15 protein-coding genes are annotated in these 14,180 nt (G+C 70.7%); 10 read left to right on the forward strand and 5 right to left on the reverse strand.

Features of this window, described 5'->3' with window-relative positions:
* Nucleotides 1-4 precede the first annotated feature (4 nt).
* Nucleotides 5-208, forward strand: coding sequence for a hypothetical protein (locus DJ75_RS11365; protein WP_094524580.1), 204 nt, complete (start codon nt 5-7; stop codon nt 206-208).
* Nucleotides 209-254: 46 nt separating this feature from the next.
* Here the strand turns inward: DJ75_RS11365 and DJ75_RS11370 are convergent, their stop codons facing one another.
* Nucleotides 255-1,178 carry a metal-sulfur cluster assembly factor gene (locus DJ75_RS11370; RefSeq protein WP_094524581.1) on the reverse strand — a complete coding sequence of 308 codons (924 nt, stop codon included), beginning with the start codon at nt 1,176-1,178 and terminating at the stop codon, nt 255-257.
* The gene (locus DJ75_RS11375) at nt 1,178-2,239 is read right to left on the reverse strand and encodes an amidohydrolase family protein (protein ID WP_094524582.1); all 1,062 of its coding nucleotides are present in this window, start codon (nt 2,237-2,239) and stop codon (nt 1,178-1,180) included. Before DJ75_RS11375 ends, DJ75_RS11370 begins: the two co-directional genes overlap by 1 nt.
* A 188-nt stretch (nt 2,240-2,427) precedes the next feature.
* Between DJ75_RS11375 and DJ75_RS11380 the strand changes: the two genes are divergently transcribed.
* The 4 genes from DJ75_RS11380 (at nt 2,428) to DJ75_RS11395 (ending at nt 6,738) form a co-directional block, all read left to right on the forward strand.
* Nucleotides 2,428-3,468: an NAD(P)-dependent alcohol dehydrogenase gene (locus DJ75_RS11380; RefSeq protein ID WP_094524583.1), complete on the forward strand. Its 1,041-nt coding sequence runs from the start codon at nt 2,428-2,430 to the stop codon at nt 3,466-3,468.
* Nucleotides 3,469-3,540: 72 nt separating this feature from the next.
* A complete protein-coding gene (locus tag DJ75_RS11385; protein ID WP_094524584.1) occupies nt 3,541-4,959 on the forward strand; it encodes a hypothetical protein in 1,419 nt (472 codons plus the stop codon).
* Between the two features lie 107 nt (nt 4,960-5,066).
* Nucleotides 5,067-5,549, forward strand: coding sequence for a hypothetical protein (locus DJ75_RS11390; RefSeq protein WP_094524585.1), 483 nt, complete (start codon nt 5,067-5,069; stop codon nt 5,547-5,549).
* Nucleotides 5,550-5,571: 22 nt separating this feature from the next.
* A complete protein-coding gene (locus DJ75_RS11395) occupies nt 5,572-6,738 on the forward strand; it encodes a thiamine pyrophosphate-dependent dehydrogenase E1 component subunit alpha (protein ID WP_094524586.1) in 1,167 nt (388 codons plus the stop codon).
* 22 nt (nt 6,739-6,760) lie between these two features.
* Here DJ75_RS11395 and DJ75_RS11400 read toward each other — a convergent pair whose 3' ends face one another.
* The 3 genes from DJ75_RS11400 to DJ75_RS11410 all read right to left on the reverse strand — a co-directional run bounded on the left by DJ75_RS11400 (nt 6,761) and on the right by DJ75_RS11410 (nt 9,358).
* Nucleotides 6,761-8,074 carry an NAD(P)/FAD-dependent oxidoreductase gene (locus DJ75_RS11400; protein WP_094524587.1) on the reverse strand — a complete coding sequence of 438 codons (1,314 nt, stop codon included), beginning with the start codon at nt 8,072-8,074 and terminating at the stop codon, nt 6,761-6,763.
* A gap of 139 nt (nt 8,075-8,213) precedes the next feature.
* The gene (locus DJ75_RS11405; protein WP_141212023.1) at nt 8,214-8,414 is read right to left on the reverse strand and encodes a hypothetical protein; all 201 of its coding nucleotides are present in this window, start codon (nt 8,412-8,414) and stop codon (nt 8,214-8,216) included.
* A gap of 254 nt (nt 8,415-8,668) precedes the next feature.
* Nucleotides 8,669-9,358 carry a helix-turn-helix domain-containing protein gene (locus DJ75_RS11410; RefSeq protein ID WP_094524589.1) on the reverse strand — a complete coding sequence of 230 codons (690 nt, stop codon included), beginning with the start codon at nt 9,356-9,358 and terminating at the stop codon, nt 8,669-8,671.
* A 170-nt stretch (nt 9,359-9,528) separates the two neighbouring features.
* On the opposite strand from DJ75_RS11410, the gene DJ75_RS11415 reads away from it, so the two are divergent.
* The 5 genes from DJ75_RS11415 (at nt 9,529) to DJ75_RS11435 (ending at nt 14,134) form a co-directional block, all read left to right on the forward strand.
* Nucleotides 9,529-10,755 (forward strand): pyridoxal-phosphate dependent enzyme, encoded by a 1,227-nt coding sequence (locus tag DJ75_RS11415; RefSeq protein WP_094524590.1) that lies wholly within the window; start codon nt 9,529-9,531, stop codon nt 10,753-10,755.
* A 101-nt stretch (nt 10,756-10,856) separates the two neighbouring features.
* Nucleotides 10,857-11,447 (forward strand): GNAT family N-acetyltransferase, encoded by a 591-nt coding sequence (locus DJ75_RS11420; protein ID WP_094524591.1) that lies wholly within the window; start codon nt 10,857-10,859, stop codon nt 11,445-11,447.
* 73 nt (nt 11,448-11,520) lie between these two features.
* Nucleotides 11,521-11,922 (forward strand): cytidine deaminase, encoded by a 402-nt coding sequence (gene cdd, locus DJ75_RS11425; RefSeq protein ID WP_094524592.1) that lies wholly within the window; start codon nt 11,521-11,523, stop codon nt 11,920-11,922.
* A gap of 80 nt (nt 11,923-12,002) precedes the next feature.
* Nucleotides 12,003-12,872 (forward strand): nucleoside phosphorylase, encoded by an 870-nt coding sequence (locus DJ75_RS11430; RefSeq protein ID WP_094524593.1) that lies wholly within the window; start codon nt 12,003-12,005, stop codon nt 12,870-12,872.
* Between the two features lie 80 nt (nt 12,873-12,952).
* Nucleotides 12,953-14,134 (forward strand): NAD(P)/FAD-dependent oxidoreductase, encoded by a 1,182-nt coding sequence (locus tag DJ75_RS11435; protein ID WP_094524594.1) that lies wholly within the window; start codon nt 12,953-12,955, stop codon nt 14,132-14,134.
* Nucleotides 14,135-14,180: the final 46 nt, after the last annotated feature.

The raw sequence follows: 14,180 nt of genomic DNA on the forward strand, positions 1-14,180 counted from the left end.
ACCTATGAACACGGAAAACGCCTGCCTCGGCTGCGGCGAGCCGTTCGACTGGGGCGACGGCGAGTGCCCGGCGTGCGGCTGGGACCGCGACGAGTGGGCCGCGAGCGGTCGCCACGGGCTGGAGAAGGAGGGGCACGGAGAGCCCGAGGAGGACGGCGGGTCGGGCGGTGGCGGCGGCGGAATGGGCGGACTCGGTCCTATCCGCTGAGGGCGAGGGAACGCGGTGGAGGGGAAACGAACTGGCGGCCCGCGGCTCAGTCGTCGGTCCCGAGCGTCCACGTCGAGGTGAACTCCTCGACGTCGCCGTCGTACGCTCGCTCATCGGGGTCCGACGAATCGACGTACGACGCGCCGGACCCGTCCGGGCCGTCCGGCCCGTGTCGGGCGCGGTGAAGCGCGTCGCACACGGCGCCCTGCCCGCCCATGTTCACGGCCGCGAGCCGGGAGCGCTTCTGGACCACGTCCAGCCGGTCCGCCCGGATCGGGTCGCCCTCGGGCGTCAGGAACAGCGTGTCGCTCGGCTCCGTCACGTGTCCGCTCGTCGTGACCCGGTCGAGGTAGTCGGCGATCGGCGCGGCGTCGACGACGAGCGATAACCCGCCGAGGTCGACGTGCGCCTCGTCCCCGTCGACCGTCAGGTCGGACCGTTCGAGCGAGACGACCTGTTCGGGGTCGGCCCCAGCGTCGAGCAGCGTCCGGACCGCCTCGCGCTGTCTGGAGACGCGGGCCTTGTCGGCGATTGCGGCGCGGACCGCCGCGACATCGCCGTCGGCGTCCGGGAACGTCTCGCCGAAGGTGTCGCGTGCGTTGACGCCCGTCGTGATCTCCTCGCCGTGCATGTGGTCGCACAGCTCGATCCGCGCCTCGCGCACCCAGTCGAGCGCCTCGACCTCGTCGCGGGCGTCGGTCGCCATCATCCACGCGAAGGCGGGCGAACACCACGCCGTCGGGAGCGTGAACCGGACCTCGACGCGGTCCCCGTCGACCTCGATCGCGTCGATGTAGTCGAGCTCGACGATGGACCGGGCGAGCTCGGGGTCCTCGACGCGGTCCAATCGATCCCTGACCGCCGCCGTCTCGTGGGGGTCGCCCGGCGGGTCGTCAGCGGATCTCTCCGCCGAGTCGCTCCGGGGATCGCCGCCGGCGTCGCCGGCCGGACCCGCGCTGCTCCCCGACATCAGTCCGCCGCGGCCCCCGCGTCACCGCCGTAGTGGGTGCCGAGGTCGAACCGCTCGGTGATGTCGTCGTCGCGGAACTGGCGTTTCTTCGCCTCGATGTCGATGTCGTACAGCTCCGCGGCGTTCTCGCCCATGATCTTCTTCATGGTTTCGACGTCGAGCTCGACGCCGTACTCGTCTCGCTGCTCGTCGGTGAGCTCGGCGTTCATCACCTGATCGACGAGCCAGTCCGGGTTCCACAGCGCGTAGTCGGAGCCGAACAGGATCCGGTCCTCGCCGAGCCAGAAGAGGAGCTCGCCCATGATCTCCCCGAACTTCCGCTCGCGGTGGGTCGACATCGCGGAGGCGACCGCGAGCCCGCCGTACACGTTCGGCTCCTGGGCCGCGATCCAGCAGAAGTCGTCGAGCCGCGGGAGCCCGACGTGGTTGACGATGAAGTTGAGCTCCGGGAACGACGAGGCGGCGTCGTCGATGTCTTTCACGTCGAACGCGTCGCGGTTGAGCGGGCGGATCGTCGGCCCCTTGTGGGCGTTGATATTCTCGATCCCGAGCTCCGAGCACTTCTCGAGGAACTCGAAGGCGTCGTCGCTGTCGAGCCGCCACCCCTTCGAGTCGCCGCGCCACTCGGCGGTGTACAGCTTCACGCCGGGGATGTCGTACTCCTCTTTGAGGTGTTCGAGGTAGCGCAGCCCCTCCTCGCCGTCGCGCGGGTCGAAGCTCCCGTTGAGCACGAACCGCTCGGGGTACTCCTCCGCAAGTTCCGCGTTCTGCTCGGTGGTGTTGAACCCCTCGTCGTAGAAGTCGTCGAGGTACGTCGGCTGGAAGATCGCCATGTCGGCGGCCGCGTTCCCGAACAGGTCCTCGGTCATCTTGTCGGCGCCGTAGTGTCGGTACGTGTCGATATCCCACTGCTCCTCCTCCGGGGTGAACCCGGTGTGGTAGTCGTAGAAACACTGGAGGAACTGCTCGCCCCCCTCGTGGATGATGTTCTCCTGCCGCGCGTCCCACATGTGAACGTGGCCGTCGATGACGAAGATCTCCTCGCCGTCCTTCTCGTACATACAAGTGAATGTGTGAATCGACAACACATAACTATAAGGATCGTTCAGGTAAATTACGCACCGGTTGTTCGTTCATCGGTCGAGTCGCCGGTTTCACTCCGTCGCCGTCGCGTTCGATGGCGGTCGCGACGCCGGGAGACCTCACCGTAACGAACGTTTATGATGTAGGCTGCGAGATAATATGTCACATGCAAGCAGCCAGACTCCACGAGTACACCGACGACATGAGCGAGGGACTCACGATCGACGAGGTAGACCGACCGCACGCGACGGGCGCGAGCGACGTGATCGTCGAGGTCGAGGGCGCCGGCTGGTGCCAGACGGACAACCACATCATCGAGGGGATGTGGACGGAGTACGTCCCGCAGGAACTCCCGCTGACCCTGGGCCACGAGAACGCGGGCACCGTCGTCGAGACGGGCGAGGACGTCGAGATCGTCTCCGAGGGCGACCCGGTGATCTGCCACCCGGTCCAGACCTGCGGCACCTGCCGCCCCTGCCGCCTCGGCGAGACGATGCACTGCGAGAACAGCGCGTTCAACGGCCTCACCCACGACGGCGGCTTCGCCGAGTACCTGCACACCAGCGAGCGCTCGGTGATCCCGCTCCCGTCCGGCGTCGAGCCGATCGACATCGCGCCCCACGCCGACGCCGGAATCACGGCGTATCACGCGGCGAAGAAGGCGGTCGCCGACCTCAACCCGGGCGACCACGCGGTCGTCATCGGAGTCGGGGGGCTGGGCCACATCGGACTCCAGTGTCTGAGCGCGATGAGCGCGGCCCAGATCACCGCCGTCGACCTCAAGCAGTCGGCGCTGGACCTGGCCGACGGCTACGGGGCCGACCACCTGATAAACCCCTCCGAGTCGGACGTGCCGGCGGAGATCGAGGCCATCACCGACGGGACGGGCGCCGCGCAGGTGCTCGACTTCGTCGGCGCGGACGTGACGACGGGCTACGCGCCCGACATCACCGCGGGCGGCGGCGACCACCACATCATCGGCTACGGCGGGCACGTCCACGAACCGTCACAGGCCCTGGTGAACGGCGAGTTCTCCTTCGTCGGCAACATCGTCGGTCGGTACGCCGAGCTCCAGGAGCTGGTCGCGCTCGTCGAGCAGGGCGACGTCGACCTCCACACGAGTCGGTACGACCTCGGCGACGTGAACACGGTCGCCGAGAAGCTCGAACACCGCGAGATCGACGGGCGCGCCGTGATCACCCCCTGAGTCGGGAGCCGACTGCCGAGCGCAGGCCCGACCCGCAGAAGATTTTTATCGATCGTTGTGGAGCCCCCGAGTATGGACCGCAGAGCCCTCCTCTCCGCGATCGGCGGATCCGTCGCCGCGCTCTCCGGGTGTGCCGGAGCTGATCCGGGCGTTGGTCAGACGCCGAACGGGACCGACGACGGGTCGGCGGCGGCCGACGGGGAGCGATCGTCCGGCGGTGACGAGTCCGGCGCGTCCCTCGCCGTCGAGCTCCGAACGGTGTCGCACGTCGTCACCGCGTACGAGCCGTCGCCGAGCCGCGGGATCGACCCGGCGCACGTCGTCTCCGAATCCGAGGTCCCGGCCGCGCTGCGCGACCCCCTCGCCGAGGCCCGCGACGGGCGGTTCGAGACCGACGACCCGAGCGACGCGCTGCTGGCCGCGGTCGACGAGTTCCGCGTGTACGACCGCGGCGAGCTCAGGCCGTACGTCGAGCTGGACGGGACGCGCTACGCGTTCGACCCGAGGCTTCCGACGTTCACCGCGGAGCTCGTCGACGAGGAGGCCGAGGGGGACGACGAGGACCGCGTCCTCCGGGAGGCGGGGCGGCGCGACGATCTCGGCTCCGAGGCCGTCGAGACGTTCGTTACCGCCTTGACGGCGTACGGTCCGAACGCGGCCCGCGGGGAGTACCGCCGGTGCGTCCGCCCGGACGCCGTCGCCGCGTTCCTCGACGAGTACGACTACCTGGAGGACGGACGCGGCGTCTCCCGGATCGAGACGACCGTCGAGAACGAGGAGCCGCCGTACGCGATCACGGCGCGCGAACTGACCGAGAGAGACATGTGGGACCGGCCGGTAGTCGACGAGTCGGCGCTCGACGGCGAGGTGGTGTCGCTCTTCGAGCGCGCGCTGGCGTCGTCGCACCGGGAGCCGGCGTTGACGACTCCCGATCGCAGTCAGTACTTCGCCGACGAGGTGCCGGACGCCTACAGGGACGTCGCCGCGGCGTACGACGAGCCGCCGTATTACCGGCTCGACGGGACCGTGTACGACATTATCGTCGGAGAGCCGCGGTACGACCGACTCCCGGTGTCGGTCTCGGTCGCGGCGAGCGAGAGCGCGGCGAGCGAGGCCCCCGACCGGGGGTTCACCCTCACGGTCGCGCCGGCGCCCGAGAACGCCGACGGCGACGCTGAGGGACCGTACACGTTCACGAGCCGGGGCGCGCTGCCGAGCGCCCTCTGGGTGGTTCACGACGGGGAGCGGACGGAGCTAGATATCGTCGAGACCGAGGGCATCGAGGGGCCGCGGCCGAGTCGCAGCGACGGCGAGTCGCTGGAGTCGCTCGACGCGGGCGACGAGATGGCCGCGACGTACGCGGTCCCCGAGGGGCTCTCCGAGGGCACGTACACGAGCCGCGGGCTGTTCCACGTCTCATGGGGGGTCCCGGACCGGACGCCCGACGAGCACGGGGCGTACCCGTTCGAGCTGGAGATCGCGGTCGAATGAGCCGGGGCGGCAGTCCGCCCACCGGTCGAGGGAGCCGCCGCGGAGGAGGCTCAAGTCGGCGTTTCACCCACGGGAAACGTTTTGGTTCGCTTTCACGACGTCCGCGTATGGACGACTCTCTTCGGACCGAGGCGGGGCTCCCGTCGTCGCAGCGGTGGGCGCTGCTCGCCGGCGTCTACGCGTTCGGCTGTGCGACCCTCACGGCGTTCGTGCTCTCCGACATGCTCGGCCTCTTCGCGGAGGTGATCGGCCTCCCGACCGCGTTCTCGATGCCGCTGCTCGCGACGCCGGCGCTCGTCGTCGGCGCGGTCGTCTGGTGGGCGCTCGTCGAGCGACCGGGGAGCCTCACCTACCCGCGCGGGGCCGCGTTCGGGCTGCTCACCGCGCTCGTCACCGGCGCCTTCTGGACGGTCCGGTTCGCGTTCGTCTGGGGGCCGGAGATGCTGACGGCCGGTCCCGTCCCGCTGCTCGTCGGGTTCGTGCTCGGCATGGTCGCCGTCGCGGGCGTCCTCGTCGGCCTCCCGATCACGTACGTCCGCCGTCGGAGCCGGCGGCGGTCGGACGCCGCCGCGACCGCTAACTCCTTGTGACCGGCGCGCACACCGATCGCCCATGGACGAGAACGGCGCTGACGCCGCCGGTTCCCCCGATTCGAACGCCGACCCGCTCGCCGACGCCGACGTCTACCGCGTGCTCGGGCCGGACGGGAGCCCCCTGCCGGACGCGACGGTCCCGGACCTCTCCGACGAGCGGTTCCGCGCGATCTACCGCGATCTGGTCGTCACGCGCCGCTTCGACGAGCGGGCGGTCAGCCTCCAGCGGCAGGGGCGGATCGGGACGTACGCGCCCTGCGCGGGACAGGAGGGGTCGGCGGTCGGGTCGACCCACGCGCTCGCCGACCGCGACCTGATAAGCTACCAGTACCGCGAGCACGGCGCGGTCGTCGTCCGCGACCTGCTCTCCGAGTACCTCCCCTACTGGATGGGTCACGAGTCCGGGACCGAGGCGATCGCCGACGGCAACGTGTTCCCGCTGAACATCGGCATCGGAGCGAACCTGCCGCACGCGGTCGGCGCCGGGTGGGCGTTCGACTACCGCGACGAGGACCGGGTCTCGGTCGCGCACTTCGGGGACGGCGCGACCAGCGAGGGCGACTTCCACGAGGCGATGAACTTCGCGGGCGTCTTCGACACGCCGACGCTCTTCTGCTGTCACAACAACGGGTGGGCGATCTCGATCCCCCAATCGCGCCAGACCGCGAGCGAAACCTTCGCCGAGAAGGCGACCGCCTACGGGTTCGACGGCGTTCGCGTCGACGGGATGGACCCGCTCGCGAGCTACGTCGTCACGCGGGAGGCGGCCGAGCGCGCCCGGGCCGGGGGCGAGGGACCGGCGGACGCGTCCGCCGACACCCCCCGCCCGGCGCTGATCGAGTTCGTCGAGTACCGGTTCGGCGCGCATACCACCGCCGACGACCCGACCGCCTACCGCGACCCCGACGACGTCGATCCGTGGCGCGCGCTCGACCCGCTCGACCGCATGGAGGCGTTCCTGCGGGAGACCGGGCGGATCGACGACGAGGGCGTCGCGGCGATCCGCGAGGAGGCCGACGACGTCGTCGCCGACGCGATCGACGTCGCGGAGTCGATCGAGGCCGATCCGACCGACATGTTCGACCACGCGTACGCCGACCTCCCGCCCGAGATCCGCCGCCAGCGCGACGAGTTGCTCGCGGCGATCGACGAGCACGGCGAGGGGTCGTTCCACCGAGAGGAGTAGGCGCTGCGGAGCGCGACGCTACTTATATATAGTCGCCCGCGGCCGCGGCCGCCGTTCGGCCGCTCTCCAGCGCGCCCTGGATCGACGACCACGCCGTGTAGTCGCCGGCGAGAACGACGGGACCCTCGGGGTCGTCGGGGTCGGGGAGGTCGGCGTGGACGCCGGGCGGCTGCGCGAACTGCGCGAACCGGATCCGGTGGACGTCGAGCGTCTCTAGCCCGTCGAACCCGCGGTCGGGGTACCACGCTTCCAAGGCGTCGCGGACGTCGTCCCGGAGCGCGTCGGCGGGGCGGTCCAGCGACGCCTCGCCGAGGAACGTCGCCGCGAGCAGCGCGCGGTCGTCGGGGGCGTACTCGGGGGCGACCTCCGACATCGGTATCACGGCGTTGGGCGATTCGTCGGCCGCGTTGAGCAGGATCCGCTTCCCGGTCTCGAACGACTCGCCCGCGGGGAGCGCGTACCAGCCGGTGACGTTGGGAACGGCCTCGGTGGGGATCGACTCGACGCCGGTCAGCCGCCGGGCCTCCGGCGGAGTGGCGGCGACGACGACCGCGTCCGTCTCCCGCGTCGAGCCGTCCGAGAGCTCGACGGTGGCCCCCTCGGCGTCGGCGCGTCCCGTGCGGAACGGGATCCGCCCCTGGCCCGCAGTTCGGACCGATTCGACGTCCTCGCCGGTCTCGATCGTCACGCCCGCCTCGCGGGCGCGGGCGGCGAGCGTCTCGGGGATCGCCGTCATGCCCTCGGCGGGGACGCCGATGGCGCCGCGGCCCATCGCGCGGAACGTGTACTCGAACACCTGCTTCGAGGTGGAGAGGCTCCGGTCGAGCGTGATCCCGCCGTAGAAGGGCTCGACGAAGTTGGTCACGTAGTCGTCCGCGAAGCCCCAATCGCGGAGGTACTCGCGGATGGAGTCGTCCCGCCCGGCGAAGAAGTCGCCCTCGTCCCGCTTCGAGAGGTCGTACCGGAGCGCGAGCGTCCGGAGCTTGTCCGAAAACGAGACCTCGTCGTTCAAGAGCGAGGGGATCGCCCCGCGGGGATCGCGGAGGGGGTCCGAGAGGGTCGACCGCGATCCCGGCCGGCAGATCGTCGCGCCGGGAGCGAAGCGCCGGACGTCGAGGGCGTCGGCGTCGAGCTCGGCCGCGACCGCCGGGTAGCTCGTGAACAGCACCTGAAAGCCGCGGTCGATAGTGAACCCGTCGACGGTCTCGGTCCGCACGCGTCCGCCGACATCGGGCCGTCGCTCGTACAGCGTCACGTCCGCGCCCGCCTCGGCGAGCCGGGTCGCCGCGACGAGACCGGCGAGCCCGCCGCCGACGACGGTGGCGTCTCCGTCCATACGCCCGATTCGGGTCGAGAGCTTATAAGCGGCGGCGAGTCGGACGCGCCCCGGCGAGTCCCGAGCGGCGAGTCGCGCTCGCGGGGCGGAGATCGGGCCGTCGCGCGCGCCGGACCGCGTCGGTCACACCGCGCGTCGGTCACACCGCCAGCCGGACGTCCGGTTCCGCGGTGAACGAATCCACGCACCGGTCACAGAGCCGCAGGTCGAGCTCTCTGGAGCCGGAGTCCGCCTCGAAGACGAGCGAAACGCGGCCGAAGGCGGGAGCGCCGCAGTGGGTGCATCGCCCCGCCCGCGCGTCGGGACCCGGCTCCGACCCCGACGGGTCTCGACCGCTCATGAGCACCGGGCGCGGCCGCCTGCCCTCTCAGCTGACGGTCGCGGTCCTTCGGTAATCGAAGCTCGTGTGATCGACCTCCGTCGCGGTCCCGACCCGGAAGTCGTCGTCTCGTTCGCGATCGCGGCGGCTCCCGCGGTCGCGGTCGATATAGCAGATGGCCGCCAAGTCATCAGTGCTCGTTGATCTGTCGCGGAGTCGAATCAAACCGTACCCTGTCGGTGGCTTTCACGTACAAGCCGCTTTTATATACTTAATTAGCCGCGATTCCGACGCGCGTCCGGGAGGTCCAACGCGTCGTGGACGACGTTTCGCACCCCGCGCCGGACGCGCTCCGAGGCGGCCTGTTGGGTGATCCCGAGAGCCGCTCCGATCTCCTCTAAACTCGCGTCGCGCGGAACGTCGAAGTAGCCCCGCTCCGCGGCGGCGGAGAGCGCTTCGCGCTGCTCCGGCGTCCAGGGCTTCGACCCCCGGTCGGACCGTTGTTCCAGCTCGTAGATGCTGTCGATCCTGAACTCCGTGATGTCGTTGTCGGCGAGGTACTGGTAGAACTCGGCGACGTTCTGATGGTCGGGAAACCGGAGCCGCAGCCGCCAGAAGTCGTTCGTGCTCTTGCCTTCGAGCACCGCGCCGTCGGCGTCGACGATGCCTTTGACGACGTCGAGCTCGTCGGTCACCCACTCGACGCGGTAGAGGCGCTGGCGTTCCTCGGCGCCGTCGATCAGCAGCTCGTCGAGCACGGCGACCGAACGCGTCTTGTCGCTGGCCTCTAGCGACTCGGTGAGCGAGTCCAACGTCGCCGACTCCCCGGTGACCCACACGTACGGTATCACGCGGTCGCCGGTCGGAACGATGCGTTCGAGCTCGGCCTCCAGCGCGAGGTCGGCGACGAAGCCGCCGAGCTCGAAGCGGTCGACCGAGATGCCGAAGTCGACGAGGATGGTCATAGAACATGTTTCTAATACAATAGTTTATATGTTCCTCTCAGCAACAGTCACGGATCGGTACGGATCGGATCCGACCGACGGACCGCAGAGACCGGCTCCGAATCGGCGACGTCGCGCCCGTCCGCGCGTCGAGTGAGAAGCGATTAGTCGCCGCCGCCGCAAGGGTGCGTATGGAGTCGACGGAGACGACGACGGCGTTCCGCGGGCTGAAGAGTCGCGCGTCTGGCCGCGTTCACGAGACCGCGGACCCGACGGCGGTGTCGGCCGAGGAGCAGGCGCGCGGGCTCGACCCCGCCTACGACTACGACGCGGTCGACCCGGAGGCGCTGTTGGGGTCGCCCGAGGACGGCCCGGCGGGCGCGGGGCGCGGCCACTGGCGCTTCGACGCGCTGCTCCCGTTCCCGGCCGAGACGGCGATCTCGGCCGGCGAGGGCGCGACGCCGCTCGTCCCGACCGATCGGCTCGCCGACGAGCTCGACGTCGATTCGGTGTACGTCAAAGACGAGGGGCGGAACCCCACGGGGACCGTGCTCGACCGCGGCCTCTCGGTCGCGCTCACCGCGGTCGCGGCGCGGGCGGCCGAGGGCGCCGACGTCGAACCGCTCGCGTGCGCGAGCCCGGGCAACGCCGGGCAGTCGATGGCGGCGTACGCGGGCCGGGCCGACCTGCGCTCGTACGCGTTCGTCCCCTCGCGGTGCGCGTTCTCGAACAAGGCGATGACGAACGTCCACGGCGGCGACATGCGCGTGGTCGGCGGCCGGTTCCCCGCGGCGGCCGCGGCGGTCGACGAGCAGCTGGAGACCGACTACACCGACCTCGGCGAGTTCGCGACGCCGTACCGCCACGACGGCGCCAAGACGCTCGCGTTCGAGCTGGTCGCCGATCTCGGCGACGCGCCCGACGTCGTCGTCGTCCCCACCGGCTCCGGCGAGGTGATCGCGGGCGTGTACAAGGGGTTCACCGAGCTGGTGCGGGTCGGCGCGGTCGACGCGGTCCCGCGACTCGTCGCCGCGCAGGCGGCGGGCTGCGCGCCGATCGCGGCGGCGGTCGAGCGCGGCCTCGACGAACCGGAGCCGTGGGAGACGCCCGACACGATCTGCGGCGAACTGGAGATCGCCGACCCCGCGGGCGGCGCGGCCGCGGTCGAGGCGGTCACGGAGAGCGGCGGGAAGGCGGTCGGCGTCGAGGACGAGGACGTGCTCGCGAGCGCGGTCGCCGTCGCCCAGAATGAGGTCATGGAGATGGGCGCTACCGGCGGCGCCGCGCCCGCCGGCGCCTGGGCGCTCAAGGAGGACGGATTCTTCGACGGCGACGAGACGGTCGTGCTGGTCAACAGCGACGCCGGGCTCAAGACGCCTGACGTGCTGCGCAGCCACCTGATGGGACAGGGTATCTGAGCGCGGGGGCGGCGAGCGCGGCCGGCTGGCCTCCACGCGCCGCCGCGGTCGCCGACGTCGGCCGGGGAACCGTTTTTACGTCGGCCCCCGTACATGAGAGTATGTACGTCCGCGACGCCAAAAACCGTGACGAGGCGTGGTTACTGGACGCGATCGAGCGGCTCGGGCTCGACGACGTCGCCTTCCGTTCGCGGGACTACGTGATCGCGGTCGACCAGGAGTCGGGCGACCGGGCCGGGTTCGGTCGGCTCCGGCTCCACCGCGGCGACGAGGGCGAGGAGAACCGGATCGAGCTCACCGGGATCGGCGTGCTCCCCGAGTGGCGCGGTCGCGGCGTCGGCGCGCACGTGGTCGAGCGCCTCGTCGACACCGCGGCCGCGGACGGGTTCGAGACGGTGTACGTCCTCACCGATCAGCCCGCCTACCTGACCCAGTTCGGCTTCGAGGAGGTCGACACCGACGAGCTCCCGCCGGCGCTCTCCGACCGGCTCGACGAGAAGCGAGAGTTCCTCGGCGGCGGCGTCGTCGGCCTGCGGCTCCCGGTCGACGCGTTCGAGATGCCGGACCGCTTCCGCGAGGCGTTCAAGGAGGCCGAGCCGGCGGAGTCGGCCGACGGCGACGAGACGGAGTCCCCCGAGGACTTCGGGATCGACCCCGAGTCGGCGACGTATAAGTACGACACCGGGCGGTGATCCGCGTCGAGGGCGCACCCGGAGCGCGGCCGCGACCCCGACCGCTTATCGCCCCGCCGGCCGACGACCGGATATGGACCTGATCGAGGCCGCGCGCGACGCGCTCGACGACGCGCACGTCCCGTACTCCGAGTACCGCGTCGGCGCCGCGCTCCGAACCGCCGACGGGACCGTCTACACCGGCTGTAACATCGAGAACGCGAACTACTCCAACAGCCTCCACGCCGAGGAGGTCGCGCTCGCGGAGGCGGTGAAGAACGGCCACCGCGAGTTCGACCGGATCGCCGTCACGTCCGGGGTGCGAGACGGCGTCACCCCCTGCGGGATGTGCCGGCAGACGCTCGCGGAGTTCGCGGCCGACGACCTCGTCGTCGTCTGCGACGAGGGCGACGGCGAGACGAGCGCGTACACGCTCGGCGAGCTGCTCCCGAACACGATCTCGGAGGGAACGCTCGACGACGCGAGGGACGTCTGAGGGCGGAGGGGAGGCCGAGCCGCCGGGCGGCGGATCGCGAGACGGAACTACTTTTAAACGGCTCGCCGAAGGGCGGAGACATGACCGACGAAAGCGAGACCTCCGCCGACGGCGCCGCCGGCGGCGACGGCGCCGCGGGCGACAGCGAGGACCCCAACGACGAGGCCGGCTACCACGTCGAGGTGGGGCCAGACGACGTCGCCGACGCCGTGCTCCTCCCCGGCAACCCCGAGCGCGTCGACAAGGTCACGACGCTGTGGGACGACCACGACGAGGTCGCGCACCACCGCGAGTACCGCACCGCGACGGGCAGCTACGACGGCGCGCCGATCTCGGTGACGTCGACGGGGATCGGCTCGCCGTCGGCCGCCATCGCCGTCGAGGAGCTCGCCCGGGCGGGCGTGGACACGTTCATTCGAGTCGGCTCCTGCGGCGCGATCCAGCCCGGGATGGACGTCGGCGACCTCGTGATCACGACCGGTGCGGTCCGGCAGGAGGGGACGAGCGACGAGTACGTCCGCGAGGACTACCCGGCCGCCGCCGACGGGGAGGTCGTCTCGGCGCTCGTCGCCGCCGCGGAGCGGCTGGGCCACGACTACCACACCGGCGTGACGATGAGCGCCGACTCCTTCTACGCCGGCCAGGGCCGTCCCGGCTTCGAGGGGTTCGAGGCCGCCGGCTCAGACGAGCTGGTCGCCGAGTTGCGGGACGCGAACGTGAAGAACATCGAGATGGAGGCGTCGGCGATCCTCACGATCGCGAACGTGTACGGGCTCCGTGCCGGCGCGGTCTGTTCGGTGTACGCGAACCGCGTGACCGGCGAGTTCCGCACGGAAGGCGAGTCGCGAGCGGCCGAGACCGCGAGCCTCGCCGTGAAGCTCCTCGCGCGTATGGACGAGGTCAAGCGGGAGGCGAGCGCCGACCGCTGGCACGCCGGGCTCTCGCTGTAGACCGGAAAGCAGTCCCCCGGTCTCGTCGCCCTCACGGACGTTCCAAAGCGACTTTACCCGCGCACTGCGGAACGATAGGCATGAGTACACAGGTCGTCATCGTCGGCTCCGGCTACGCCGGGGCGGGTGCGGCGAAGGCGTTCGAAGACGAGGTCGGCGAGGGCGAGGCGGAGCTCACGTGGGTCTCGGAGCACGACTACCATCTCGTTCTCCACGAGGTCCACCGGGCCATCCGCAACCCCTCGGTCGCGGACAAGATCACCATCCCGGTCGACGAGATCAAATCGCCCGAGTCGGCGTTCGTGCAGGGGCGGGTCGTCAACGTCGACACCGACGAGCGAGTCGTCGAGACGGACGACGGGACGACCGTCGACTACGACTACCTGCTGCTCGGCGTCGGCTCCACGACCGCCTTCTTCGGCATCGACGGTCTGAAAGAGCACTCCCACCAGCTCAAGAGCCTCGACGACGCGAAGGCGATCCACGAGGACGTGCGGTCGGCCGCGGCCGAGGCGACCCGGTCCGACCCCGTCGAGGTCATCGTCGGCGGTGCCGGGCTCTCCGGTATCCAGACCGCGGGCGAGATAGCGGAGTACCGCGACAAGCACCGCGCCCCCATCAACATCACACTCGTCGAGGGGCTCGACGAGGTCTTCCCCGGAAACGACGCCCAGCTTCAGGGCGCGCTCCGCCAGCGGCTGGAGGACGCCGACGTGGAGATCCTCACCGGCGACTTCATCTCGAAGGCCGACGAGGACGCGGTCTACCTCGGCGGCGGCGGGGACGAGGAGGCCGAGGAGCTCGCCCACGACGTCTTAGTCTGGACCGGCGGGATCACGGGCCAGCCGGAGCTGGAGAACGTCGAGGTCGAGAAGGACGAGCGCTCCAACCGGGTCCACGCAGCCTCCGACTTCACCACCAGCGACGACCGCGTGTTCGCCATCGGCGACACCGCCCTCGTCGAGCAGGGCGACGACGACGTGGCGCCGCCGACCGCGCAGGCCGCCTGGCAGGCCGCCGAGGTCGCCGGCGAGAACCTCGCGCGGGCCGCCCGCGGCGCGCCCCTCCAGTCGTGGGAGCACTCGGACAAGGGGACCGTCATCTCCGTCGGCGAGAAGGCGGTCGCTCACGACGTGGTCGGGATGCCGATCAAGACGTTCGGCGGCACCCCGGCGAAGCTGCTGAAGAAGTCCATCGCGGTGCGGTGGATCTCGAAGGTCTCCTCGCCCGGGCGCGGCGTGAGCGCGTTCGGCGACATGTAGGCTCGGCGGTCACGACGTAGGCTCGGCGGTCACGACGTAGGCTCGG

Source organism: Halorubrum sp. Eb13, assembly GCF_002252895.1.
Taxonomy (GTDB): Archaea; Halobacteriota; Halobacteria; order Halobacteriales; family Haloferacaceae; genus Halorubrum.

Excerpts from the sequence above, each read along its gene's own strand:
- DJ75_RS11375 (WP_094524582.1), bottom strand. The coding sequence starts at position 2,239 with ATGTACGAGAAGGACGGCGAGGAGATCTTCGTCATCGACGGCCACGTT.
- DJ75_RS11365 (WP_094524580.1), top strand. The coding sequence starts at position 5 with ATGAACACGGAAAACGCCTGCCTCGGCTGCGGCGAGCCGTTCGACTGG.
- DJ75_RS11385 (WP_094524584.1), top strand. The coding sequence starts at position 3,541 with ATGGACCGCAGAGCCCTCCTCTCCGCGATCGGCGGATCCGTCGCCGCG.
- DJ75_RS11380 (WP_094524583.1), top strand. The coding sequence starts at position 2,428 with ATGCAAGCAGCCAGACTCCACGAGTACACCGACGACATGAGCGAGGGA.
- cdd (WP_094524592.1), top strand. The coding sequence starts at position 11,521 with ATGGACCTGATCGAGGCCGCGCGCGACGCGCTCGACGACGCGCACGTC.
- DJ75_RS11395 (WP_094524586.1), top strand. The coding sequence starts at position 5,572 with ATGGACGAGAACGGCGCTGACGCCGCCGGTTCCCCCGATTCGAACGCC.
- DJ75_RS11400 (WP_094524587.1), bottom strand. The coding sequence starts at position 8,074 with ATGGACGGAGACGCCACCGTCGTCGGCGGCGGGCTCGCCGGTCTCGTC.
- DJ75_RS11370 (WP_094524581.1), bottom strand. The coding sequence starts at position 1,178 with ATGTCGGGGAGCAGCGCGGGTCCGGCCGGCGACGCCGGCGGCGATCCC.
- DJ75_RS11405 (WP_141212023.1), bottom strand. The coding sequence starts at position 8,414 with ATGAGCGGTCGAGACCCGTCGGGGTCGGAGCCGGGTCCCGACGCGCGG.
- DJ75_RS11415 (WP_094524590.1), top strand. The coding sequence starts at position 9,529 with ATGGAGTCGACGGAGACGACGACGGCGTTCCGCGGGCTGAAGAGTCGC.
- DJ75_RS11410 (WP_094524589.1), bottom strand. The coding sequence starts at position 9,358 with ATGACCATCCTCGTCGACTTCGGCATCTCGGTCGACCGCTTCGAGCTC.
- DJ75_RS11430 (WP_094524593.1), top strand. The coding sequence starts at position 12,003 with ATGACCGACGAAAGCGAGACCTCCGCCGACGGCGCCGCCGGCGGCGAC.
- DJ75_RS11390 (WP_094524585.1), top strand. The coding sequence starts at position 5,067 with ATGGACGACTCTCTTCGGACCGAGGCGGGGCTCCCGTCGTCGCAGCGG.
- DJ75_RS11435 (WP_094524594.1), top strand. The coding sequence starts at position 12,953 with ATGAGTACACAGGTCGTCATCGTCGGCTCCGGCTACGCCGGGGCGGGT.
- DJ75_RS11420 (WP_094524591.1), top strand. The coding sequence starts at position 10,857 with ATGTACGTCCGCGACGCCAAAAACCGTGACGAGGCGTGGTTACTGGAC.